Annotated in this window: 22 protein-coding genes and 1 pseudogene; 16 read left to right on the plus strand and 7 right to left on the minus strand. The window is 73.1% G+C overall.

The annotated features are described in order from the left end of the window. The 5 genes and pseudogenes from HG542_RS26870 to HG542_RS26890 all read right to left on the minus strand — a co-directional run. Window positions 1-222, minus strand: a pseudogene (locus tag HG542_RS26870) (hypothetical protein); the annotation flags it as partial. Then, the gene (locus HG542_RS26875; RefSeq protein WP_373313237.1) at window positions 215-619 is read right to left on the minus strand and encodes an SseB family protein; all 405 of its coding nucleotides are present in this window, start codon (window positions 617-619) and stop codon (window positions 215-217) included. The gene HG542_RS26875 and the pseudogene HG542_RS26870, both read right to left, overlap by 8 nt. 74 nt (window positions 620-693) lie before the next feature. Next, window positions 694-1,398 (minus strand): gamma-glutamyl-gamma-aminobutyrate hydrolase family protein, encoded by a 705-nt coding sequence (locus HG542_RS26880; RefSeq protein WP_171085828.1) that lies wholly within the window; start codon window positions 1,396-1,398, stop codon window positions 694-696. Window positions 1,399-1,427: 29 nt separating this feature from the next. Further along, window positions 1,428-2,867, minus strand: a complete 1,440-nt coding sequence (gene eat / locus HG542_RS26885; RefSeq protein ID WP_171085829.1) for an ethanolamine permease — start codon at window positions 2,865-2,867, stop codon at window positions 1,428-1,430. A gap of 108 nt (window positions 2,868-2,975) precedes the next feature. Continuing rightward, entirely contained in the window at window positions 2,976-3,704 is a 729-nt protein-coding gene (locus HG542_RS26890; RefSeq protein ID WP_171085831.1) for a FadR/GntR family transcriptional regulator, read from the minus strand. A gap of 83 nt (window positions 3,705-3,787) precedes the next feature. On the opposite strand from HG542_RS26890, the gene HG542_RS26895 reads away from it, so the two are divergent. From HG542_RS26895 to HG542_RS26910, 4 genes are all read left to right on the plus strand, one after another. Continuing rightward, window positions 3,788-5,155, plus strand: coding sequence for a glutamine synthetase family protein (locus HG542_RS26895; RefSeq protein WP_171085832.1), 1,368 nt, complete (start codon window positions 3,788-3,790; stop codon window positions 5,153-5,155). Between the two features lie 153 nt (window positions 5,156-5,308). Beyond that, entirely contained in the window at window positions 5,309-6,679 is a 1,371-nt protein-coding gene (locus tag HG542_RS26900; protein ID WP_171085908.1) for an aldehyde dehydrogenase family protein, read from the plus strand. Beyond that, a complete protein-coding gene (locus tag HG542_RS26905) occupies window positions 6,676-7,461 on the plus strand; it encodes a 3-oxoacyl-ACP reductase (protein ID WP_171085834.1) in 786 nt (261 codons plus the stop codon). Before HG542_RS26900 ends, HG542_RS26905 begins: the two co-directional genes overlap by 4 nt. A 94-nt stretch (window positions 7,462-7,555) precedes the next feature. Next, a complete protein-coding gene (locus tag HG542_RS26910) occupies window positions 7,556-8,821 on the plus strand; it encodes an HAD family hydrolase (RefSeq protein ID WP_171085836.1) in 1,266 nt (421 codons plus the stop codon). Between the two features lie 165 nt (window positions 8,822-8,986). Here the strand turns inward: HG542_RS26910 and HG542_RS26915 are convergent, their stop codons facing one another. Further along, window positions 8,987-10,207, minus strand: coding sequence for an alanine racemase (locus HG542_RS26915; RefSeq protein WP_171085838.1), 1,221 nt, complete (start codon window positions 10,205-10,207; stop codon window positions 8,987-8,989). 198 nt (window positions 10,208-10,405) lie between these two features. On the opposite strand from HG542_RS26915, the gene HG542_RS26920 reads away from it, so the two are divergent. The 4 genes from HG542_RS26920 to HG542_RS26935 all read left to right on the plus strand — a co-directional run bounded on the left by HG542_RS26920 (window position 10,406) and on the right by HG542_RS26935 (window position 14,165). Then, window positions 10,406-11,278 carry a hypothetical protein gene (locus tag HG542_RS26920; RefSeq protein ID WP_171085840.1) on the plus strand — a complete coding sequence of 291 codons (873 nt, stop codon included), beginning with the start codon at window positions 10,406-10,408 and terminating at the stop codon, window positions 11,276-11,278. Further along, a complete protein-coding gene (mycP, locus tag HG542_RS26925; RefSeq protein WP_373313236.1) occupies window positions 11,275-12,420 on the plus strand; it encodes a type VII secretion-associated serine protease mycosin in 1,146 nt (381 codons plus the stop codon). Before HG542_RS26920 ends, mycP begins: the two co-directional genes overlap by 4 nt. Window positions 12,421-12,520: 100 nt before the next feature. After that, the gene (locus HG542_RS26930) at window positions 12,521-13,258 is read left to right on the plus strand and encodes an SseB family protein (protein WP_171085842.1); all 738 of its coding nucleotides are present in this window, start codon (window positions 12,521-12,523) and stop codon (window positions 13,256-13,258) included. Between the two features lie 85 nt (window positions 13,259-13,343). Beyond that, a complete protein-coding gene (locus HG542_RS26935; RefSeq protein ID WP_171085844.1) occupies window positions 13,344-14,165 on the plus strand; it encodes an MIP family channel protein in 822 nt (273 codons plus the stop codon). Between the two features lie 67 nt (window positions 14,166-14,232). Here the strand turns inward: HG542_RS26935 and HG542_RS26940 are convergent, their stop codons facing one another. Continuing rightward, window positions 14,233-14,595, minus strand: a complete 363-nt coding sequence (locus HG542_RS26940; protein ID WP_171085846.1) for a DUF1844 domain-containing protein — start codon at window positions 14,593-14,595, stop codon at window positions 14,233-14,235. A 340-nt stretch (window positions 14,596-14,935) separates the two neighbouring features. On the opposite strand from HG542_RS26940, the gene infC reads away from it, so the two are divergent. The 8 genes from infC to HG542_RS26980 all read left to right on the plus strand — a co-directional run bounded on the left by infC (window position 14,936) and on the right by HG542_RS26980 (window position 23,594). Continuing rightward, window positions 14,936-15,580: a translation initiation factor IF-3 gene (gene infC, locus HG542_RS26945; protein WP_171085848.1), complete on the plus strand. Its 645-nt coding sequence runs from the start codon at window positions 14,936-14,938 to the stop codon at window positions 15,578-15,580. A gap of 123 nt (window positions 15,581-15,703) precedes the next feature. Continuing rightward, window positions 15,704-15,898, plus strand: a complete 195-nt coding sequence (gene rpmI, locus HG542_RS26950; RefSeq protein WP_171085849.1) for a 50S ribosomal protein L35 — start codon at window positions 15,704-15,706, stop codon at window positions 15,896-15,898. A 101-nt stretch (window positions 15,899-15,999) separates the two neighbouring features. After that, window positions 16,000-16,386 (plus strand): 50S ribosomal protein L20, encoded by a 387-nt coding sequence (gene rplT / locus HG542_RS26955; RefSeq protein ID WP_171085850.1) that lies wholly within the window; start codon window positions 16,000-16,002, stop codon window positions 16,384-16,386. A 122-nt stretch (window positions 16,387-16,508) separates the two neighbouring features. Beyond that, entirely contained in the window at window positions 16,509-17,363 is an 855-nt protein-coding gene (locus tag HG542_RS26960) for a TrmH family RNA methyltransferase (RefSeq protein WP_171085852.1), read from the plus strand. Window positions 17,364-17,402: 39 nt separating this feature from the next. Next, window positions 17,403-18,521 (plus strand): sensor histidine kinase, encoded by a 1,119-nt coding sequence (locus tag HG542_RS26965; RefSeq protein ID WP_171085853.1) that lies wholly within the window; start codon window positions 17,403-17,405, stop codon window positions 18,519-18,521. 99 nt (window positions 18,522-18,620) lie between these two features. Then, window positions 18,621-19,742, plus strand: a complete 1,122-nt coding sequence (gene pheS, locus HG542_RS26970) for a phenylalanine--tRNA ligase subunit alpha (RefSeq protein ID WP_171085855.1) — start codon at window positions 18,621-18,623, stop codon at window positions 19,740-19,742. Continuing rightward, the gene (gene pheT / locus HG542_RS26975; protein WP_171085857.1) at window positions 19,742-22,249 is read left to right on the plus strand and encodes a phenylalanine--tRNA ligase subunit beta; all 2,508 of its coding nucleotides are present in this window, start codon (window positions 19,742-19,744) and stop codon (window positions 22,247-22,249) included. The genes pheS and pheT overlap by 1 nt, the downstream gene beginning before the upstream one ends. Window positions 22,250-22,430: 181 nt before the next feature. Beyond that, window positions 22,431-23,594: a PP2C family protein-serine/threonine phosphatase gene (locus HG542_RS26980; RefSeq protein WP_171085859.1), complete on the plus strand. Its 1,164-nt coding sequence runs from the start codon at window positions 22,431-22,433 to the stop codon at window positions 23,592-23,594. The last annotated feature ends 25 nt before the right edge of the window (window positions 23,595-23,619 follow it).

The following is a 23,619-nucleotide window of genomic DNA, read 5'->3' on the forward strand; positions in this document are numbered from 1 at the left end:
AAGTGCCCGTACACCCCACTCCCAGCGGTCGCAGAACTCCTTGAACGACGAGGTCAGTCCCTCGTGCCCGGTCTCCATCCCGGAGAGGGAGAGCTCGGAGAAACCGCGGCCGACCGAGGCCGCGCCCGGGGTACCGACGCCCTTGAGTTCACCGATGGCGCCGTTGATGCCGCCGGCGATGGCGTCCATGGCGGCCTTGTTCGCCTTGAGGCCGTCACTCATGGCGCGCCTCGTCCTCGCCATCCACCGCCGCCTCGTCCGGGACGATGCCCTTCACCGGCGGGAACAGCATGGGGCGTTCACTGCCCACGTCCAGTGCCACCCCAGCTGGGCCGGCCACCGCCGGGACCACCACGTCCAGCAGCCGGGCGCCGAGCACGGTGCGGTACTCCCACGCCGCCTCCTCCTCCGTCGTACCCTGTGCGACCGCGAACCGCGCCAGCGCAGCCTCGTCCGTAAACGCGCAGATCCAGCGGATGCCCCCCAGCTCCGCCGACCACAGACCGCCCGCCCCGTCCAACGGCACCAGGACCGGCGCCCTCCGGAACTCGCCGACCAGCGCGGCAGGGCGACCCCGCTCCACATGGACCGCGGCGATCTCGCCTGCCAGCTCTGTCAACGGCAACGCCTGTTCCTCCCCCGCACGAGTGATCCCCGGCAGGTTACCGAACGACCTGGGGCGTCACCCGCGCCTCACCCCCCAGCCGCCTCCACCACCCCCCGCACCAGCCCGTACTCGTCCCCCACCTCCGGGTGCCACTGCACCCCCACCGCAAAAGCGGAACCGGGCAACTCCACCGCCTCCACCGTCCCGTCCTCCGCAAACGCGCTGGCAACGAGCCCCTCGCCAAGGCGGGCCACCCCCTGGTGGTGGTGCGTGGCGACATTCACCGTCGCCCCCAGCAGGGACGCCGTCCGCGTCCCCGGCACCGCCGTCACCGCATGCTCCCTGAACGCCCCCACCACCGGGTTGTGCCCCTCGTGCCCCACCTCGTCCGGCAGGTGCTGGCACAGCGTGCCGCCCGCGTGGACGTTCATCAGCTGCATGCCGCGGCAGATTCCCAGCACCGGCACGCCCTGCTCCAACGCGGTCTCCAGCAGGGCCAGTTCCCAGCGGTCCCGCTCCGGCACCGGCGTGCCCGTACGCGCGTGCGGGCGCTCCCCGTACAGGGCCGGGTCCAAGTCCTCGCCACCCGCCAGGACGAGACCGTCCAGGCGGCGCACCAGTGCGCCCGCCGCCGCCGGGTCGTCCGGCGGGAGCATCGCCACCAGGCCGCCCCCGCGCCGGACGTACTGCGGGTACGCGTCCGGCAGCAGCGCCGCCGGGAGGTCCCACGCGACGCCCCAGCGGGCCCGGCACAGGTAGGTGGTGACGCCGATGAGGGGCTGAACGGGCATGTTCCGTACGGTCCTTTCGATTGCGCGGGTCATTCGAGTTCCGCCTCCGCCGCCGCCAGCGCGGCGAACTCCTCCTCCGGTGCGTTCGCCACCAGCCGGTGGCGGCTGTAGAACCCGAAGTAGGCCGCCGCGACCGCGTAGACGCCCAGTGCGATGAAGGCCGCCGTCACGTCCACGAGGAAGGTGGCCACCAGCGCCGAACAGGCCAGTACGAACGCCACGGTGGACGTCGCCGTGCCGCCCGGTGTGCGGTACGGGCGCGCCAGTCCCGGTTCCCGGCGGCGCAGCACGATGTGGGAGAGCGACATCAGCGCGTACGAGATGGTGGCGCCGAAGACCGCGACGTTGAGCATGCGTGCCCCGTCCCCCGTCGCCGCGGCGAGGGCGAAGCCCAGGGTGCCCGGTACCAGCAGTCCGAGCCAGGGGGCCTTGCGGCGGCTGGTGAGGGAGAGGAAGCGGGGGAGGTAGCCGGCCCGGGAGAGGGCGAACAGCTGGCGCGAGCCGGCGTAGATGAGGGAGAAGAAGGAGGCCACCAGGCCTGCCAGACCGGCGTAGTTGACGATCCTGCTCAGGGCCGTGGCGTGCCCGTCCGGTTGCAGTGCCGTCACCAGCGGGTTGCCCGCGTCCTTGATCGCGTCCGCCCCGCCCGCCCCGCCTGCGGCGACGAACGTGAGCAGGGCGAGGAGCAGCAGGATGCCCATGGACGTCGCCATCGCCTTCGGGAGCGTGCGCGCCGGGTCCTTCGTCTCCTCCGCGGCCAGCGGCACCCCCTCGACCCCGAGGAAGAACCACATGCCGAACGGGAACGCCGCCCAGATGCCCAGCACTCCGAACGGCAGCCAGGAGGAGGCCCCGAGGGCGGAGTGGTCGACGGGGATGTCGTTCAGGCGCCCGGCGTCGAAGTGCGTGAACGCCCCGGCGGCGAACACCAGCAGCGCGGCGACCGCGATGCCGGTCACCACGAAGGAGAAGCGGAGTGCCTCGCCCACGCCCCACAGGTGGATGCCTATGAAGACGGCGAAGCACGCCAGATAGACCGGCCAGCCGGAGGTGAGTCCGAACAGGTGCAGCGACGCGACATAGTCGCCGATGAAGATGGAGATGGCGGCCGGTGCCAGGACGTACTCGATGAGGATCGCCGTCCCCGTGAGGAAGCCGCCCCACGGGCCGAGCGCGCGCCGGGCGAAGCCGTAACCGCCGCCCGCCGTGGGCAGGATGGCGGCCAGTTCGGCCAGGGCGAAGACCATGCAGGTGTACATCACGCCCATCAGGGCCGCGGCCGCGGCGAGTCCGCCGAAACCCCCGTGTGCCAGGCCGAAGTTCCAGCCGGAGTAGTCGCCGGAGACGACGTAGGCCACGCCGAGGCCGGTGAGCAGCAGGGGGCCTGCGCTGCCCCGGCGCAGTGTGCGTTTCTCCAGGTAGGAGTCCGCGGGGGAGGGTGAACAGGCGGGCGCCGTGCGATCGGCCATGAGCCGCTCCTTCGGGCAATGGTTTTGCGCCATACCTTTGCCGGGTCGGGCCGGGAAACACAACCCCCCTGCGTTAAACCGGAGTAACGCGGACGGACTTCCCGCCCGTCACGTCAGGAATCCCCGCAGCAGCGCCGCCGTGCCGCAGCAGTGCTCCCGCATCACCGCGCGCGCCCGGTCCGGGTCCCCGTCCAGCACCGCCGCCACGAGCGCGGTGTGCTGCCGCTGCGAGTGCTCCAGGTTCCGTACCAGCAGGGGAATGCAGTCCAGCAGGTCGTTGACCGTGGCGCGCACGGCAGCGTACTGCGCGGCCAGCGAGGGGGAGCCCGACAATTCGGCCAGGGTCAGGTGCAGGCGCGTGTCCATGCGGCGGTAGTCGGCCAGCGGCGCGTCATGCGTGGCGGCCAGGGCGGCCTCCAGGCGCTGCGCCTGTTCCCCGGTCAGCCCGTGCGCCGCGCACAGTGCGGCCGCGCCCGTCTCCAGCACCTCGCGGAAGCGCAGCGTGTCCTCGACGTCCACCGCCGCGATCCGGCGCCGCAGTTCGGCCTCGCCGGAGGCCGCGGGCCGGGCCAGCACGAACGTGCCGCCGTAGCGGCCGCGCCGGCTCTCCACCAGCCCCTGGTCGTGGAGCACCTTCAGCACCTCGCGCAGCGTCACCCGGCTGATCTGCAGCCGGTCCGCCAACTCCCGCTCCGCGGGCAGCCGTTCGCCGTGCGCCACCAGGCCCAGGCGCACGATCTGGAGTATCTGCTCCAGGGCCTCCTCGAAGCCGTTGCCCGCACGGACCGGCCGCAGCACGGGCGCCAGCCGCTCCGCCGTATCCGCATCCTCGTTCATCGGACCCCTTCCCAACCAATGGTCTACGGGCCTACCTTAAGACCTCCGGTCGCACCGACGAAGGCCCGACAGGAGGCACCACCGTGGCAGACCGCACACCCCCGCTCGCCGTCGACGAACTGCGCAGGCTCGTCGACACCGGGGAGATCGACACCGTCGTCCTCGCCTTCACGGACATGCAGGGACGGCTCCAGGGAAAGCGGTTCGCCGCCCGGTTCTTCCTCGACGACGCCCTCGACCACGGCACGGAGGGCTGCAACTACCTCCTCGCCGTCGACACCGACATGAACACCGTCGACGGGTACGCGATGTCCTCCTGGGAGCGCGGCTACGGCGACTTCGCCCTGCACGGGGACCTCGGCACCCTCCGCCGCACCCCCTGGAACCCCGGCACCGCCCTGCTCACCGCCGACCTCGCCTGGCACGACGGCTCGCCCGTCCTCGCCTCCCCGCGGCAGATCCTGCGCCGCCAGCTCGACCGGCTGGCCGAGCGCGGCTGGACCGCGTACGCGGGCACGGAGCTGGAGTTCATGGTCTTCCGGGACTCCTACGAGCAGGCCTGGAACCGCGGCTACCGCGGCATGACCCCCGCCAACCAGTACAACTGCGACTACTCCGTCCTCGGCACCGGCCGCGTCGAGCCCCTGCTGCGCCGCATCCGCAACGAGATGGGCGCGGCCGGCATGACCGTCGAGTCGGCCAAGGGCGAGTGCAACCTCGGCCAGCACGAGATCGCCTTCCGCTACGCCGACGCGCTCACCACCTGCGACCAGCACGCCGTCTACAAGACCGGCGCCAAGGAGATCGCGGCCCAGGAGGGCATGGCGCTCACCTTCATGGCCAAGTACGACGAGCGCGAGGGCAATTCCTGCCACATCCACCTCTCGCTGCGCGACGAGGCCGGGCACCCCGTCCTGGCCGACGACGGCGGCCCCTACGGCATGTCCCGCGTCATGCAGCACTTCCTCGCCGGACAGCTCGCCGCCCTGCGGGACTTCACCCTGCTCTACGCCCCCAACATCAACTCCTACAAGCGCTTCCGCCCCGGCTCCTTCGCCCCCACCGCCGTGGCCTGGGGCCCCGACAACCGCACCTGCTCCCTGCGCGTCGTCGGCCGGGGACACTCCCACCGCTTCGAGAACCGGCTGCCGGGCGGCGACGTGAACCCCTACCTCGCCGTCGCCGGCATGGTCGCGGCCGGGCTGTACGGCATCGAGCACGAACTCGAACTGCCCGACGTGTGCACGGGCAACGCCTACGCGGGCGACGCCGAACACGTTCCGGCCACCCTGCGCGAGGCGGCCGAGCTGTGGGAGGCCAGCCCGATAGCCCGCGCCGCCTTCGGCGACGACGTGGTCGAGCACTACCGGCACATGGCCCGCGTCGAGCAGGAGGCGTACGACACCGCCGTCACGGACTGGGAGCGCTTCCGCTGCTTCGAGCGGCTGTGATGTGACCGGCGCAGGACGGGTTCGCTGCCAGGCAGGCCGAGCCTGGCCGCCGGAGCGAACTGCGGGCTCGTCGTGGCTGGTCGCGCAGTTCCCCGCGCCCCTTCGGGGCGCGGTCACGCACCGCACTTCGCCAAGCCCGCTGAGCAAGGAGATCTGTTGCACGAGCACGACGTAGTCAATCCCGCCACCGAGGAGCTGGTCGCCACCGTACGGGCCACGACTCCCGAGGAAGTGGACGCCGCCGTCCGCCGCGCCATCGACGCCCAGCGCCGCTGGGCCGCCCTCGCCCCCGGCGACCGCGCCCGCACGCTGCGCCGTTTCGCCGCGGCCGTCGACGAACACCTGGAGGAACTCGCCCTCCTGGAGGTCCGCGAGGCGGGCCACCCGATCGGCAACGCCCGCTGGGAGGCGGGCAACGTCCGCGACCTGCTGGACTACGCGGCCGGGGGAGCGGAACGCCTCCTCGGCGCCCAGATCCCGGTGGCCGGCGGGCTGGACGTCACCTTCCACGAGCCGCTGGGCGTCGTCGCCGTCATCGCCCCCTGGAACTTCCCCATGCCCATTGCCGCGTGGGGCTTCGCCCCCGCGCTGGCCGCCGGCAACGCGGTGCTCGTCAAGCCTGCCGAGACCACCCCGCTGACCGCCCTGCGGCTGGCGGAACTCGCCCTGGAGGCCGGGCTGCCCGAAGGACTCCTCCAAGTCCTGCCCGGGGCCGGGCCGGTCACCGGCAACGCCCTGGTCGGGCACCCCGGCGTCGCCAAGGTCGTCTTCACCGGCTCCACCGCCGTCGGGCGGCAGATCATGGCCACGTGCGCGCAGGACGTCAAACGCGTCACCCTCGAACTCGGCGGCAAGAACCCGAACATCGTCTTCGCCGACGCCGACATCGAGCGCGCCGCGGCCGCCGCCCCCGGCTCGTTCCTCGACAACACCGGCCAGGACTGCTGCGCCCGCAGCCGCATCCTCGTCCAGCGCTCCGTGTACGACCGCTTCCTCGAACTGCTGGAGCCCGCAGTGCTGTCCTGGGTCACCGGCGACCCCGCCGACCCCGGCACGCAGATGGGCCCGCTCGTCTCCGCCGCGCACCGCGAACGCGTCCGCTCGTACGTCCCCGAGACCGCGCCCGCCGCCATCCGCGGCAACGCCCCGGCGGGCAAGGGCTATTGGTACCCGGCGACCGTGCTGGAGGGCCGCCCCGGGGACCGTGCCGCGGTCGAGGAGATCTTCGGGCCGGTGGCCGTCGTCATCCCCTTCGAGGACGAGGAGGAGGCGGTGCGGCTCGCCAACGCCACCGACTACGGGCTGTCGGGCTCGCTGTGGACGCGGGACGTCGCCCGCGCCCTGCGCGTCTCGCGGGCCGTCGCGGCGGGCAACCTCTCCGTCAACTCCCACAGCAGCGTGCGCTACTGGACGCCCTTCGGCGGCTTCAAGCGCTCCGGCCTGGGCCGCGAGCTGGGCCCCGACGCGTTGTCCGCCTTCACCGAGACCAAGAACGTCTTCATCGATACGGAGGAGAGCAAGTGACCGACCAGACCCCCGTCTGCCGACGCCTCGTGGGCCGCACGGCCGTCGTGACCGGAGCCGGCAGCGGCATCGGACTGGCCACCGCGCGGCGGCTCGCCTCCGAGGGTGCGCACGTCGTCTGCGCCGACATCGACGAGACGGCGGGCAAGGCCGCCGCCGACGAGGTCGGCGGCCTGTTCGTCAAGGTCGACGTCACCAGCCCGGAGGAGGTCGAGGCGCTGTTCAGGACGGCCTTCGACACCTACGGTTCGGTCGACGTCGCCTTCAACAACGCCGGGATCTCCCCGCCCGACGACGACTCCATCCTCACCACCGGCCTCGACGCCTGGAGGCGCGTCCAGGAGGTCAACCTGACCTCCGTCTACCTGTGCTGCAAGGCCGCCCTGCCGTATATGCAGCGGCAGGGCCGGGGCTCCATCATCAACACCGCCTCCTTCGTGGCCGTCATGGGCGCCGCCACCTCGCAGATCAGTTACACCGCCTCCAAGGGCGGCGTGCTGGCCATGTCCCGCGAACTGGGTGTGCAGTTCGCCCGCGAGGGCATCCGCGTCAACGCGCTGTGTCCCGGGCCGGTCAACACCCCGCTGCTCAAGGAGCTGTTCGCCAAGGACCCGGAGCGGGCGGCGCGCCGGCTCGTGCACGTGCCGGTGGGCCGGTTCGCCGAGCCGGAGGAGATCGCGGCCGCCGTGGCCTTCCTCGCCAGCGACGACTCGTCGTTCGTCAACGCCGCCGAGTTCCTCGTGGACGGAGGCATCGCGGGCGCCTATGTGACCCCGCTGTAGGGTCCATGATCGGGCAACGGAACCGGCCGTCCGGTCGGTTTCGTCGTCCTGCTCCGCCCTGCCCGTTTTCCGTTTCCTGCACCGAAGAGTTCTGATGCGCAAGAAGACCGCCATAGTCGTCGGCCTCGCTGCCGCCGCGACCCTCGCCGCCCCGCTGCCCGCCGGAGCCGCGACCGCCCACGGCACACGGGCCGCGTGCCCGCAGCTGGACAAGAACCTCGCCTGGTCCGGCGACAACCGCGCGAAGCTGCAGAAGATGATCGACGAGCGCGGCACGTGCTCGGGCAAGGGCGGTCCCCGTCCCGTCGCCGCCTTCGACTGGGACAACACCGTCGTCAAGAACGACATCACCGACGCCACGCTCGCCTGGGCGCTGCAGCACGACAAGATCCTGCGGCCGAAGTCCTGGAAGGACACCAGCAAGTGGCTGACCCCGGCCGCCGACGAGGCCCTCACCCGGGCCTGCGGCACCGCCGTGCCGGCCGGCCGTCCGCTGCCCACCTCCCGCAACACCGCCTGCGCCGACGAGATCTTCGAGATCCGCGAGAAGTCGCAGACCATGGGCGGCGCCGCCGCCTTCGCCGGTGACTGGAACCACCGGCGCACCGTGCCGGTGTACGCCTGGATCCCGCAGCTCTTCGCCGGGCACACCCCGGCCGCCCTGACCTCCTTCGCCCGCAAGGCCCGTGCCGAGCAGTTGGCCGCGCCCGTCGGCAGCACGCAGACGGTCGGCACGCACAAGCTGGCCGGGTACGTGCGCTACTACGACCAGCAGAAGGACCTGATCCGCACGCTCAAGAAGGCCGGATTCGACGTCTATATCGTCTCGGCCTCCTCCGAGCCGATCGCCGAGGCGTGGTCGGGCGGCGTGGGCATCGACCGCAAGCACACGATCGGCATCCGCAGCATCGTGCAGAAGGGCCGCCTGACCACCGGCATCCGCGGCTGCGGTGACGTCCCGGACGGGATGGGCGAGGCGCTGCCGTACATGGACGGCAAGCGGTGCCTGATCAACCAGGAGATCTTCAAGATCAAGGGCGCGAAGGCGTGGGAACGGCAGGACGCCGCGCACCGCATCGCGCTCGGCGCGGGCGACGCGGACACGGACGTGACGTTCGTCGGCGACGCGACGGGCGCGCACGTCGCGATCAACCGGAACAAGGCCGAGCTGATGTGCCGGGCGTACGACGACGAGGACGGGCGCTGGGTGGCGAACCCGATGTTCATCGACCCGATGCCGCGGAAGTCGGGCGCGTACCCGTGCGCGACGAGCGCGTACACCGCGCCGGACGGTTCGCACGGGCCGGTGCGGCGGGCGGACGGCACTGTGGTGCCGGACCAGGTGGACAGGGCGTTCTGAGGCGCCCCGAAGGGGTGCGGGGAACTGCGCGACCAGCCCCCACCGGCCCGCAGCCGAGGCACCACCCCAGAGGTCCGGGGCGTAGCCCCGAGTACCTCGGCTGCGGGAGCGTCGTGGTTGCTCGCGCAGTTCCCCGCGCCCCTTACAGGGCGCCGTGGTGCGGGGTCACAGGAACGCGTACCCCTCGCCCCGGTACGTGGGCACCGTCTCCGTGACCCGGTCCCCGTCGACCAGGTGCAACACGGCGAATCGCTCGCACAGTTCGCCCGCCTTCGCATGCCGGAACCACACCTTGTCGCCGATCAGCAGATCATCGGCCGCCTGGCCGAGCAGCGGCGTCTGCACCTCCCCCGCCCCCTCCCGCGGCGCGAGCCGCAGCCCCGCCGGCAGGTGCGGAACCGGCAGCCGGTCGCGGCCCGGTGCGCCGGAGGCGGGGTAGCCGCCGCCGAGCACGGTCACCACGCCCACGCCCGGCCTGCGCACCACCGGCAGCGCGAACAGGGCCGCCGGGCGGCCGCGGAAGGAGGTGAAGTCGTCGAAGAGGCGCGGCACGAACAGCCCCGACCCCGCGGCGACTTCCGTCACCGCCGCCTCGGCCGCCGTGTGCTGCACACTGCCCGTGCCGCCGCCGTTGACGAACTCCAGGTCCGCCACCGCCCGTACCGCCGCCACGGCCTCCGCCCTGCGCACCGCGAGCTCCCGGCGGGCGGCGGCCTGCATCAGCCGCACCGCCCGGGCCCGTACGGGGTGCCCGGCCGGGGCGTCGCCCACGCCGGCCACATGGGCTTCGTACGCCATCAGCCCCACCAGCCGCACGCCCGGCCGGCGCCCGACGGAGCGCGCCAGTTCCGCCAGGCGCTCCGGGGCGTACACCGGGGAGCGCAGCGCCCCCAGCCGCACCCGGCCGCCGAGCAGCCGCAGCGAGGTGTCCAACTCCAGGCAGACGCGCACCACTTCGCGTCCCGCGCGGGCGGACTCGACCAGGGCGAGCTGGGCCGGATCGTCGATCATCACCGTCACCGCGCGCGCCAGCTTCGCGTCCGAGGTCAGCTCGGCGAACCCCGCCCGGTCGGTGGACGGGTAGGCCAGCAGCACGTCCTCGACGCCCGAACGCGCCAGCCACAACGCCTCGGCGAGCGTGAAGGCCAGCACCCCCGAGAACCCGTCGCGGGCCAGCACCCGTTCCAGCAGCGCCCGGCAGCGCACCGACTTGCTCGCCACCCGCACCGGCTTGCCCCGCGCCCGGCGCACCAGGTCGGCGGCGTTGGCGTCGAAGGCCCGGAGGTCGACCACGGCCAGCGGCGCGGTCAGACCGCCGGTGGCCCGGTCGTAGCGGGTCCGGTCGGAGGGGGAGCCGGTGACGCGAGGTGCTGTCGCTGACGGCATGGGCGCAGCTTGCCAGAGCCGATCACCGCTGAACAGGGGCCGGGCGAGGGCGAATGGCCGGGGCCGCCGGAGGCCCCGTAGAGTGGCGCCGCCGCCCGGCCGCCGAGCCGTGGGGCGAGATGTCGTGTTACGAACCAGCCTGCCCCGAAAGGCGATCGGGCGATACGGCGAGCCGGCTCGCGAGGGGGAGCACACAGGGTGAGCACCGAAGCGGACGCCCCACCCTGCCCGGCGGCACCGATGGGGGCACCCCCAGCGGTAGCCGGGGGAGGTAGCAGGGGGAGCATCCCGCCGTATCCCGCCCGCCCGCCTCGGCACATCACCGGACGCACCGTCGCGGCGGCCGTCTGCGCGGTGCTCGGCACCGGGCTCATCGCCGGGGCGCTGGCCGGGAGTTGGCTCGTGGACGGGCCCGACGCACCGTCCGCGACCGAGGCCTCCTACGCGCGCGGCGCCACCCGCTGGCAGGAGGTGCCCGTCGACCGGCTCTTCCCCCCTGCCGTCCACAGCGACGCGGCGGGACCCGGCGGCGCCGCCCGCGACTGGACCCGCCTCGGTGTCGCCCCCGACGGCGACTGCACCGGCGCCTTCGACCCGCTGCTGGCCCGGGCCCTTGCCCCGGCCGGCTGCCGGCGCCTGCTGCGCGCCACGTACGCCGACGCCACCTCCACCCGCGTCACCACGGTCGGCCTGCTGATCACGGACACCGGCCGGGCGGGCATGCGCGCCCTCGACCACCGCTTCTCCGACGAACACCTCGACGAGCGCACCGACCTGATGCCCCGCCCCTACGCCCCCGCGGGCACCGTCGCCGAGCACTTCGGCGACGCGCAGCGCGCCAGCTGGCGCATCACCGTCCTCACGGATGTCCCGGCCGTGGTCTACGCGGTCACGGGCTTCGCGGACGGCCGCACCGGCGTGCCGCCGCAGCCCGCACCCGAGGCCGTCGCCCGCGGTGCCACCACGGTCGCCGCCCAGGCGGGACTCGGCAACGACGCGACGGCGCTGGCCGCACAACTGGAGCGCGGCTACCGCGAGGCGGCCCGCACTCCGGACGGGGAGACCCCGTGAGGACCCGCGCCCTTACCGCCGTCGCCACCGCGGCCGCGCTCGTCGCACTGTCCGCCGGGCCGGCCGGCGCCGATGCGATACGGGACCAGGAGTGGGCGCTGGACGCCCTGCACGTCCAGGACGCCTGGCGGACGACCAAGGGTGCCGGCATCACCGTCGCGGTCCTCGACACCGGAGTCGACGAGGGTCACCCCGACCTGCGCGGCCGGGTGCTGCCCGGCAAGGACTTCATCGGCTTCGGCGCCGCGCCCGGGGACCGCGCCTGGGCGCGGCACGGCACCGCCATGGCCGGCATCATCGCCGGGCGCGGGCACGGCCAGGAGGACGGCGACGGCGTCGTGGGCGTCGCGCCCGAGGCCCGGATCCTGCCGGTGCGGGTGATCCTGGAGGACAACGACCCCGCCCGGCCGAAGGCCCGCAGCTCGCGCGGCGGCGCCCTCGCGGCCGGCATCCGCTGGGCCGCCGACCACGGCGCCGACGTGATCAACCTGTCCCTCGGGGACGACAGCGACACAGCCCACCCCGAAGCGGGGGAGGACGCGGCGGTCCAGTACGCGCTCGCCAAGGGCGCCGTCGTCGTCGCCTCGGCCGGCAACGGCGGGGAGCACGGCGATCACGTCTCCTACCCGGCCGCCTACCCCGGCGTCATCGCCGTCACCGCCGTCGACCGCTACGGCAACCGCGCGGCGTTCTCCACCAGCCGGTGGTACGCCGCCGTGAGCGCGCCCGGCGTCGACGTGGTGATCGCCGACCCCGACCGCCGCTACTACGAGGGCTGGGGCACGAGCGCGGCGTCCGCCTTCGTCTCGGGCTGCGTCGCACTGATCCGCGCCGCGCACCCCGGGCTGAGCCCGGTGCAGGTACGTCGCCTGCTGGCGGCTACGGCCCAGGACGCACCGGCAGGGGGCCGCAACGACGGGGTGGGGGCGGGTCTGGTGGACGCGGCGGCGGCCGTCGCGGATGCGTCACGGCCGGGCCGCGAGGATGTGGTGCCCCGAACGTACGGGGCACGGTACTTCGGGGCGGGACCCCTGCCCCGTCCGAGCGGTTCCGGCGACAACGGCCCCCGCACGGCGGCGGTCCTCGCCGGCGTGGCCGGGATGTTGCTGCTGGGCGTCGCGTTCGCACTGCGACGACGGTGACCGCGGTTCCGCGCCCCGTCAGGGGCGCGGGGAACTGCGCGGGCAACCACAGATGACCCGCACCGACGAACCGAGGAAGGCGCCCCGATACGCTGGCCCCGTGGCCCTCAAGAACATCCCTGACCCCGGTTTCGCCGAAGACGACGGCTCCGCCGACCCCGCTCTCGCGGAGGCCCTGGCCGCGTGGGCGGCCGACCCCGCCACCGGCGAGCCCCGCGTGCTCGCCGCCCTCCGCGGCGCCCGCCTCCTCGTCCCCGTCGTCGCCGTGCTCGGCGAGGTGGAGACCGGACCCGACGGGCTCAAGCGCGAGAAGACCAGCGACATGGCCGTCCCCACCCTGCAGGCCCCGGACGGCCGCAAGGCCCTCCCCGCCTTCACCTCCCTCGAGACGCTGGCCCGCTGGCGGGCCGACGCCCGCCCCGTGGCCGTGCCCCTGCACCAGGCCCTGCAGGCCGCCGCGCACGAGAAGGCGGACACGGTCGTCCTCGACCTCGCCGGCCCGGTCACGTACCCGCTGACCGGCCAGGCCCTGCTCGCCCTCGCCGAGGGCCGGCAGAGCACCGACCCCCTGGCCGACCCGGCCGTCGCGGAGGCGCTCCGCGCCGTGCTGGCCGCCGAGCCCGGCGTGCTGCGCGCCCATCTGGCCCCGTCCGCCGAGGCCGACGGCACCCTCGCCCTCGCCCTGGCCCCGGGCACGGCGCCCGCCGCGACGGTGCCGCGCGTGGCCGAGGCGCTCGCGGCCGACGAGGTGCTGCGCGCCCGCCTGGTGCGAGGCCTGGACCTGGCCCTGCTGCCCCCGGAGGCGGCGGTCCCGGGGGAGCCGCTCTTCAGCCGCTGATCGGCTGCTGATCTCCGACAGGCGACCCGGGGCGGACCGTCCGACAATGCGATGAGGGACGGTCCGCGAGATCCAGGAGGTCGCCATGGTCGCCCTGAAGCTGGACACCCTGCAGCTGAATCCCGTGAAGACCCGCGCCATCGCGTCCGAGTTCCTCGGGACCCTGCTGCTGGTCTTCTTCGCCGTGGGCTCCGCCGTCCTGGCGGCCGACTACATCGGGGTGCTGGGCATCTCCCTGGCCTTCGGCTTCACCCTTCTGGCCCTGGCGTACGCGCTGGGCCCGGTCTCGGGGTGCCACGTCAACCCGGCGGTGACGCTGGGCATGCTGGTGGAGCGGCGCATCACGCTCACCACGGCCATCGAGTACTGGATCGCCCAGATCGTGGGCGGCATCGTCGGCGCGGCGATCCTGTTCCTCGTGGCAAAACAGGTGCCGGGGCTGAAGACCAGCGGCTCGTTCGGCAGCAACGGCTTCGGCGACCGCTCCGCCGTGCACATCAACACGGGCGGCGCGTTCCTCGCGGAGGTCGTCCTGACCTTCCTGCTGGTCTTCGTCGTGCTCGCGGTGACCCACAAGATCGCCCTGGTGGGCTTCGGCGGCCTGGCCATCGGCCTGGCCCTCGCGGTGATCCACCTGGTCGGCATCCCGCTGACCGGCACCTCGGTGAACCCGGCGCGCAGCATCGGCCCCGCGCTCTTCGCGGGCGGCGGCGCGCTCTCCCAGCTGTGGATGTTCGTGGTGGCACCCCTGGTCGGCGCCGTGCTGGCGGGGTACGCCCACCGGCTCACCCATCCGCCGCAGGCACCGGTCCTGGTCGCGGACGAGATCGCCTCGGCCACCTACGAAACCCCGCCGGGCCACCTGACGGGCAAGCCGGAGAACCCCCGCCCCGAGAGCGCCCCGTAAGGGAGGCGCCCCGAAGGGGCGGGGGGAACTGCGCGACCAGCCCAATCCGGCCCGCAGACGAAAAGACTCAGGCGTAAACAGGCCCCGTGAACTTCTCCCCAGGCCCCTGCCCCGGCTCGTCGGGCACGACGGACGCCTCGCGGAACGCCAGCTGCAACGACTTCAGCCCGTCGCGCAGCGGCCCCGCATGGAAGTTGCTGATCTCGGTGGCGCTCGCCGTCACCAGACCGGCCAGCGCGGTGATCAGCTTCCGCGCCTCGTCCAGGTCCTTGTGCGCCTCGCCCTCCTCGGCGAGGCCCAGGTTGACCGCCGCCGAGCTCATCAGGTGCACCGCCACCGTGGTGATCACCTCGACCGCGGGCACCTCCGCGATGTCACGGGTCAGGGAGTCGAAGTCGGGGGTCTCGCCGGCGGGGGTCGCGTCGTTCATGCCGCACACGATACGTGCCGTCACCGAATCGGTTCGCCACGGGTTGGGCCCTCTGCTCCACAGCTGGTAATGTGGTCCTTCGACCGGCTGGACACGTGCGTGCCCGGCCCACAAGTGGAGGCTCCGAACTCCCACCTCGCCGACCCCGGGTCGGCAGGTCGTTTCCGGTCAGGCGGTGGCCATCGTTCCGTACGGACGATGGAGCCGCCCGATGCGCCCCGCGGCTCCCCGTGGCGGTGTTCCGGTTTCTGGAGCCCCGCCTGTGCCGTCCGGGGCATTTTTTGTGCACCGGCGCGGTTGGTCCGTACGTACAACAGACGCGGCTGTCCGCCGGACGGCCGTGTGGTGCTACCGAGGAGGATCCATCAGCGCCGAGCCCCGCATCAACGACCGGATTCGCGTTCCCGAGGTGCGACTTGTCGGTCCCAGTGGCGAGCAGGTCGGCATCGTGCCGCTTGCCAAGGCCCTGGAGCTTGCGCAGGAGTACGACCTCGACCTGGTCGAGGTGGCGGCGAACGCACGCCCGCCGGTCTGCAAGCTCATGGACTACGGGAAGTTCAAGTACGAGTCGGCCATGAAGGCCCGTGAGGCGCGCAAGAACCAGGCGCACACGGTCATCAAGGAGATGAAGCTCCGGCCGAAGATCGACCCGCACGACTACGACACCAAGAAGGGTCACGTCGTCCGGTTCCTCAAGCAGGGCGACAAGGTCAAGATCACGATCATGTTCCGTGGTCGCGAGCAGTCCCGGCCCGAGCTGGGCTACCGACTGCTGCAGCGCCTCGCGGAGGACGTCCAGGACCTGGGTTTCGTCGAGTCGAACCCCAAGCAGGACGGCCGCAACATGATCATGGTTCTCGGTCCGCACAAGAAGAAGACCGAGGCGATGGCCGAAGCCCGCGAGGCGCAGGCCGCCCGCAAGGCCGCTCGCGAGGGCGGACCCGCGGACGCTGCGGATGCCGCCGAGGAGCCTGCAGAGGCGTGATCCAGGGGCCTGTGCCCCGGGTCGCTCCGGGGCGGCTGCCCCGGACAGTAATCGAACACAGCTGACGCTCCCTTGTGCCCGCCCCGGCGGGCCGGAGCGCCACCGACGAGGAGATACGGCGCGATGCCGAAGAACAAGACGCACTCCGGTGCCAGCAAGCGCTTCAAGATCACTGGCTCCGGCAAGGTCCTGCGCGAGCGCGCCGGCAAGCGCCACCTGCTCGAGCACAAGTCGTCCAAGCTGACGCGTCGCCTCACCGGCAACGCCGAGATGGCCCCGGGCGACGCCGCGAAGATCAAGAAGCTTCTCGGCAAGTGACGCCCTGCACCCCGTACCGCGGGGTGCGCGTCCGACCGGGACCCCATCGATTTCCGGGTCGCGTGAGAATCCACCGCGGCCCCGCTACAAGGAGTTAACAAGTGGCACGCGTCAAGCGGGCAGTCAACGCCCACAAGAAGCGCCGGGCGATCCTCGAGCAGGCCAGCGGCTACCGCGGTCAGCGCTCCCGCCTGTACCGCAAGGCCAAGGAGCAGGTCACCCACTCCCTGGTCTACAACTACAACGACCGCAAGAAGCGCAAGGGCGACTTCCGTCAGCTGTGGATCCAGCGCATCAACGCCGCTGCCCGCCAGAACGGCATGACGTACAACCGCCTCATCCAGGGTCTGAAGGCCGCCAACATCGAGGTGGACCGCAAGATCCTGGCCGACCTCGCGGTCAACGACGCCAACGCGTTCGCCGCGCTCGTCGAGGCTGCCCAGAAGGCGCTGCCGGCCGACGTGAACGCCCCGAAGGCCGCCGCCTGATCCGGCGCCCCACGGCTTCCGAGCGGACCCGCAGGCCCCCGCGGCCTGCGGGTCCGCTGCCGTCTGTCACCCGGCGCGCGCCCGCGCCCGTACGCCCCACCCAGTGAAGTGAGCCGCCGCCCATGGGCACCCCCGAGCTGATCTCCCCGCGCTCCCCCCGCGTCGTCGCCGCCCGGCGGCTGGCCAGGAGAAACTTCCGGGTCAAGGAGCGCCGGTTCATCGCCGAGGGTCCGCAGGCCGTCCGCGAGGCCATCGAGCACCGGACCGCGGGCGAGCCCACCCTCGTCGAGCTCTTCGCCACGGTCGAGGCCGCCGTGCGGCACTCCGAGATCATCGAGGCGGCGCTGGCCGCCGGGGTCCGGGTGCACCACGCCACCGACGAGACGGTGGCCGACATCTCGCAGACGGTGACCCCGCAGGGCTTGGTCGGCGTCTGCCGCTTCCTGGACACCCCCTTCGAGGAGATCCTGGCCGGCCGCCCCCGACTGGTGGCCGTCCTCGCCCATGTGCGCGACCCCGGCAACGCCGGCACGGTGCTGCGCTGCGCGGACGCCGCCGGCGCGGACGCCGTCGTGCTGACCGACGCCTCGGTGGACCTCTACAACCCCAAGTCGGTCCGCGCCTCCGTGGGCTCCCTCTTCCACCTGCCGGTCGCCGTGGGCGTCCCCGTCGAGCAGGCCGTGCGCGGGCTGCAGGGCGCCGGGGCCCGGATCCTGGCCGCCGACGGCGCGGGCGAGAAGGACCTGGACGACGAGCTGGACCAGGGCGCCATGGGCGGCCCCACCGCCTGGATCTTCGGCAACGAGGCCTGGGGCCTGCCGGAGGAGACCCGCGCACTCGCCGACGCCGTGGTGCGCGTTCCGATCCACGGAAAGGCCGAGAGCCTCAACCTCGCCACGGCCGCCGCCGTGTGCCTGTACGCCTCCGCCCGTGCGCAGCGCGCGTCCGGAGGGTGCCGCTCCGTGACCTCCAGCTAGTAGGGTGGCGCTCCTGGGGCTCGGGAGGGGTGTCGGGTGATGAACGTCAGGACGTCCGGGAGCGTGGCCGGGCGCTCGGCGCCCGCGGTCGCCGACGGGCCCCTGCCGCACCCCGACGACCTGCCGGACGGGCTCGTCGTCGCCGACGAGAGCGGCCTCGTGACCTGCTTCAACGCCGCCGCCGCCCGGATCACCGGCCTCGGCTCCGCCGAGGCGCTCGGCCGGCCGCTGGAGAAGGCGCTGCCGCTGGAGGACCTGGACGGCCGCCGCTGGTGGGCCCTCACCGACCCGTACGGGGGCCTCGCCATCCGGGCGGGCCAGCCCGAGCGGAATCTGCTGCTGCCCGGCGGGCGCCAGGTGCTGGTCTCCGCCCGGTACGTGCGGGAGCGGCCGACCGGGCGCGTGGTGCGCGTGGTCGTCCAGCTGCGCGGCACCGAGGCGCGCCGCCGTACCGAGGCCAGCCACGCCGAGCTGATCGCCACCGTCGCCCACGAGCTGCGCTCGCCGCTGACCTCGGTCAAGGGCTTCACGGCCACGCTGCTGGCCAAGTGGGAGCGGTTCACCGACGACCAGAAGCGGCTGATGCTGGAGACGGTCGACGCCGACGCGGACCGGGTCACGCGGCTGATCGCCGAGCTGCTCGACATCTCCCGGATCGACTCGGGGCGGCTGGAGGTGCACCGCCAGCCGGTCGACATGGTCGCCGCCGTGCACCGGCACATCGAGGCGCACACCCGGGCGGGCCAGCCGCGCGAGCGGTTCGTCGTCAAGGTCGCCGACCAGCCGCTGCCCGCGCTGTGGGCCGATCCGGACAAGGTCGACCAGGTCCTGGGCAACCTCCTGGAAAATGCTGTGCGCCACGGCGAGGGAAAGGTGACCATAGAAGTGGCACCGGCTCTGTTGACCGCGCGGAGGGAGGGGACGGCCGTGACGGTGAGCGACGAGGGCCCCGGCATCCCCGAGGAGTCCATGAAGCGCGTCTTCACCCGTTTCTGGCGCGGCAGCAAGCGCGGCGGCACGGGCCTGGGCCTGTACATCGTCAAGGGCATCATCGACGCCCACGGCGGGACGATCACGGTCGGGCGGGCCGCCCGTGGCGGCGCCCTGTTCCGTTTCACCTTGCCCGTGGGCGCCCCGGCCTTCCTGGACCGGACCTGAGACCGGCCCACGGGCCGCCACCCCTCATGCGCCCCTTAGACTCGACCTTTGGCACCTTTGGCACCGCCTCTGGACCATTAATCGGAAGCACGGGAAGAGATGTCGGCACCCAATAAGTCGTACGACCCTGTCGAGGTCGAGGCACTGAAACCGGAAGAGATCGAGCGCATGCGGGACGAGGCGCTCGCCGCCTTCGCGGCCGCAGGGAGCCTCGAAGCCCTCCACGAGGCCAAGGTCGCGCACACCGGCCCGACCTCCCCGCTCGCCCTCGCCAACCGCGAGATCGGCGCCCTGCCCCCGCAGGCCAAGGCCGAGGCGGGCAAGCGCGTGGGCATGGCCCGCGGTGCCGTCAACAAGGCCCTCGCCGCCCGGCAGGCCGAGCTGGAGGCCGAGCGCGATGCCCGGGTGCTGGTCGAGGAGGCGGTGGACGTCACCCTGCCCCATGACCGCATCCCCTCCGGCGCCCGCCACCCGATCACCACGCTCTCGGAGCGCATCGAGGACGTCTTCGTCGCCATGGGCTACGAGGTCGCCGAGGGCCCCGAGGTCGAGGCGGAGTGGTTCAACTTCGACGCCCTCAACATCGCCAAGGACCACCCGGCCCGCGCGATGCAGGACACCCTCTTCGTCCAGGGACCTGACAAAAAGGCGGAGTCCGAGGTCGTGCTGCGCACGCACACCTCGCCCGTGCAGGTCCGCACCATGCTGGACCGCGAGCCCCCCATCTATGTGATCTGCCCGGGCCGCGTCTACCGCATGGACGAGCTCGACGCGACGCACACGCCGGTCTTCACCCAGGTCGAGCTCCTCGCCGTCGACGAGGGCCTGACCATGGCCGACCTCAAGGGCACCATCGAGCACATGGTGCGCGCCCTGTTCGGCGAGGGCCTCACGACCCGGCTGCGCCCCAACTATTTCCCGTTCACCGAGCCGTCGGCCGAGCTGGACATGCAGTGCTACGTGTGCCGCGGCGCCTCGGCGGGCGACCCCGAGCGCCCCTGCCGCACCTGCTCCAGCGAGGGCTGGATCGAGCTCGGCGGCTGCGGCATGGTCAACCCGCGGGTGCTGACCGCGGCGGGCATCGACCCGGAGAAGTACAGCGGCTTCGCGTTCGGCTTCGGCATCGAGCGACTGCTGATGTTCCGCCACAACGTCGAGGACATGCGAGACATGGTCGAGGGTGACGTCCGCTTCACCCGGCCGTTCGGGATGGAGATCTGATGCGCGCCCCGCTTTCCTGGCTGCGGGAATACGTCGACCTGCCGGCCGGTGAGTCCGGCCGGGACGTCCAGGCCAAGCTCATCGCCGCGGGCCTGGAGGTCGAGCGCGTCGAGCAGCTCGGCGGCGACCTCACCGGCCCGCTGGTGGTCGGCCAGGTGCTGACCATCGAGGAGCTGGAGGGCTTCCGCAAGCCGATCCGCTTCTGCACGGTCGACGTCGGGCAGGCCAACGGCACCGGCGAGCCGCAGGAGATCGTCTGCGGCGCCCGCAACTTCGCCGTGGGCGACAAGGTCGTCGTGGCGCTGCCCGGCGCCGTCCTGCCCGGCGACTTCGCCATCGCCGAGCGCAAGACCTACGGCAAGGTCTCGCGCGGCATGATCTGCTCGGGCGACGAGCTCGGCCTGGGCGACGACGGTTCGCACGGCATCATCGTGCTCACCCCGGAGCACGAGGTCGGCACCGACGCGATCGAGCTGCTCCAGCTCGTCGACGAGGTCCTCGACATCGCGGTCACCCCCGACCGCGGCTACTGCCTGTCGATGCGCGGCATCGCCCGCGAGGCCGCCATCGCCTACGGCCTGCCGCTGCGCGACCCGGCCCTGCTGGACGTGCCGGCGCCCAACGCCCACGGCTACCCGGTGCAGATCGCCGACCCGGCCGGCTGCAGCCGCTTCACGGCGCGCACGGTCACCGGCATCGACGCCGAGGCCCGCTCGCCGATCTGGCTGCAGCGCCGGCTGCAGAAGGCCGGCATGCGCCCGGTCTCGCTGACGGTCGACATCACCAACTACGTGATGCTCGAGCTCGGCCAGCCGCTGCACGCCTACGACCGCTCCCGCCTGGACGGCCCGATCGGCGTGCGCCGTGCGCAGCCCGGCGAGAAGCTCACGACGCTCGACGGCACCAAGCGCGTCCTGGACGCCGAGGACCTGGTCATCACGGACAACCGCGGCCCCATCGGCCTCGCGGGTGTGATGGGCGGCGCCGACACCGAGATCGCCGACCACGGGGCGGCGCAGAGCTCGTCCGAGGTCGTGATCGAGGCGGCGCACTTCGACCCGGTCCCGGTCGCCCGTACCGCCCGGCGTCACAAGCTGACCTCCGAGGCGTCCAAGCGCTTCGAGCGCGGCGTCGACCCGCAGGCCGCCTCCGCCGCGGCCCAGCGCACCGTCGACCTGCTGGTGCTGCTGGCCGGCGCCACGGCCGAGGCCGGCGTCACCGAGATCACCGCGCCCAGCGCGCCCCGCACGATCGCCGTCCGTGCCGACCACCCGGACCGTGTGGCCGGTGTCGCGTACGGCCGGGAGACCGTCGTCCGCCGCCTCCAGCAGGTCGGCTGCGACGTCTACGGGCAGGACGAGCTGATCGTCACGGTGCCCAGCTGGCGCCCCGACCTCACCGACCCGAACGACCTGGCCGAAGAGGTCATCCGGCTCGAGGGCTACGAGAACCTGCCCGCCACCCTCCCGCAGCCGCCCGCCGGGCGCGGTCTGACGAACCGTCAGCGCCTGCACCGCCGGGTCGGCCGGGCGCTGGCCGGTGCCGGGTACACCGAGGTGCTCAACTACCCCTTCTTCGGGGACGAGGCGCTGGAGCACCTGGGCCTGGAGGCGGACGACCCGCGCCGCAGCACGGTGCGTGTGGCCAACCCGCTCTCGGACGCCGAGCCCGCGCTGCGCACGACCATGCTGCCGGGGCTGTTCGCCGCCCTGCGCCGCAACGACGGCCGTGGTGAGCACGACCTGGCGCTCTTCGAGACGGGCCTGGTCTTCCTGCCCACCGGCAAGGAGGTCACCCCGGCCCGCCTGCCGATCGACCGCCGTCCGACCGACGAGGAGATCGCCTCGCTCGACGCCGCGCTGCCCCGGCAGCCGCGCCGTGCGGCTGTCGTCCTGGCCGGTGCCCGCGAGCAGGCCGGCTGGTGGGGCAAGGGCCGCCCGGCCGGCTGGGCGGACGCCGTCGAGGCGGGCCGCACGGTCGCCCGTGAGGCCGGCGTCGAGCTGACCGTCCGCCAGGACCAGACGGCGCCGTTCCACCCGGGCCGCTGCGCCGCGCTGTTCGCCGTGGTGGACGGCACGGAGACGCTCGTCGGCAACGCCGGTGAGCTGCACCCGCGCGTCACCAAGGCGTTCGGCCTGCCGGAGCGCACCTGCGCCATGGAGATCGACCTCGACCTCCTGGAGCGGGCGGGCACCGGTCCGGTCGAGGCCCCGCACGTGTCGGCGTTCCCGGTGGCCACGCAGGACGTCGCGCTCGTCGTGGACGCCTCGGTCCCCGCGGCCGACGTCGAGGCGGCGCTGAAGGACGGCGCGGGCGAACTCCTGGAGTCGCTGCGGCTGTTCGACGTCTTCACCGGCGAGCAGCTGGGCGAGGGCAAGAAGTCGCTGGCCTACGCGCTGCGCTTCCGTGCCGCCGACCGCACGCTGACCGCCGACGAGGCCACGGCCGCCCGCGAGGCCGCGGTGCAGTCGGCCGTCGAGCGGACGGGCGCGGTCCTGCGCGGCTGACACGCTCCATTGCCCGAAGGGCGCCCCGGTTTTCCGGGGCGCCCTTCGCTATATCGCATTCTTGTCAGGCAACGCCTGCCGAATATCACTCAATAGGGTGGAACCGGGGCGACATCACCTTCCCCAGGTCGGAATACGTCGGCGAGAATCAGCCCGTCGTTGCGCTAGGGGGACCGACGGAATGATCCGTACCCGGGCTCTTCTGCGGTGCCGGCGGATTTTCGTCCTGATCCTGCCCGGGCTCTGGGTGTCCGGAGTGCTGGCCTGGGAGTGCGTGAATCCCCTCGGTACCGAGTTCATGCAGCTGCTCGCAGCCGCACCCGCCATCGCCTGTGCCGGTACCGGCCGCCGCCGGTGCGTCCTGCTCGGAGGACTCTGCGCGCTGCTCGCCCTGCTGCCGGTGGGACCGGTCGCCCGCACCGGCGCCGCCGCCCGGCTCGGCACGTGCTGCGCGATCCTCGCCGTCGTCGCCGCCAGCTATCTCACCAGCGGCCGCCGGCTGCGGCTGCTCGGCGAGCTGGAGCGGATCCGGGAGGTCGCGGCCACCGCCCAACTGGCCGTGCTGCGCCCGCTGCCGCCCCGGATCGAGGGCATCACCCTGGCCGGCGTCCACCTGTCGGCCAGCGAGGGAGCCCTGATCGGCGGGGACCTCTACGAGGTGCTCGCCACCCCGCACGGCGTGCGCCTCGTCATGGGCGACGTGCGCGGACACGGCATCCCCGCCATCGCCACCGTGGCCGCCCTGCTCGGCTCCTTCCGCGACGCCGCGCACGACGAGGCCGAACTCCCCGACGTGCTGCGCCGCCTGGAGCGCGCGCTGCAGCGGCACCTGGGCGAGAAGGCGCGCACCGGGCCGCCCGGCCGGCCGGAGCCGGAGGACTTCGCCACCGTCCTGCTGCTGGAGGTGCGCGAGGAGGGCCATGTCGCCGCCCTCAACTGCGGCCACCCCTGGCCGCACCACCTCACCCGCACCGCGGACGGCACCTCACGGGTCGTCGCCCTGGAGCCCGGCGAACCCCTGCCCCCGCTGGGGCTGTTCCCGCTTCCCGCCGAGCTTCCCCTGGTGCCCCTGCCGCCGCTCGCCCCCGGCGAGGCCCTGGTGCTGCACACGGACGGCGCCGAGGACGCCCGCGACCGGGCCGGCCGCCTCTTCCCGCTCGCCGGGGCCCTGGCCGATGCGGTCCGCAGCGCCCCGCCGGCGCCCGCGGCGATCGTCGAGCGCGTCCGGGCCGCCCTGCTGCGCCACACCCGAGGCCTGCTCTCCGACGACTTCGCCCTGCTCGCCATCCGCAACGACCGCCCCCTGCTGCCCGGCCCCCTCGCCCTGCCCTGTGGCCGGTCCTGAACGTCCCTACGGCGATGGCCCGTTC

This window comes from Streptomyces morookaense (genome assembly GCF_013030945.1).
GTDB classification, from domain to species: Bacteria; Actinomycetota; Actinomycetes; order Streptomycetales; family Streptomycetaceae; genus Streptomyces; species Streptomyces morookaensis.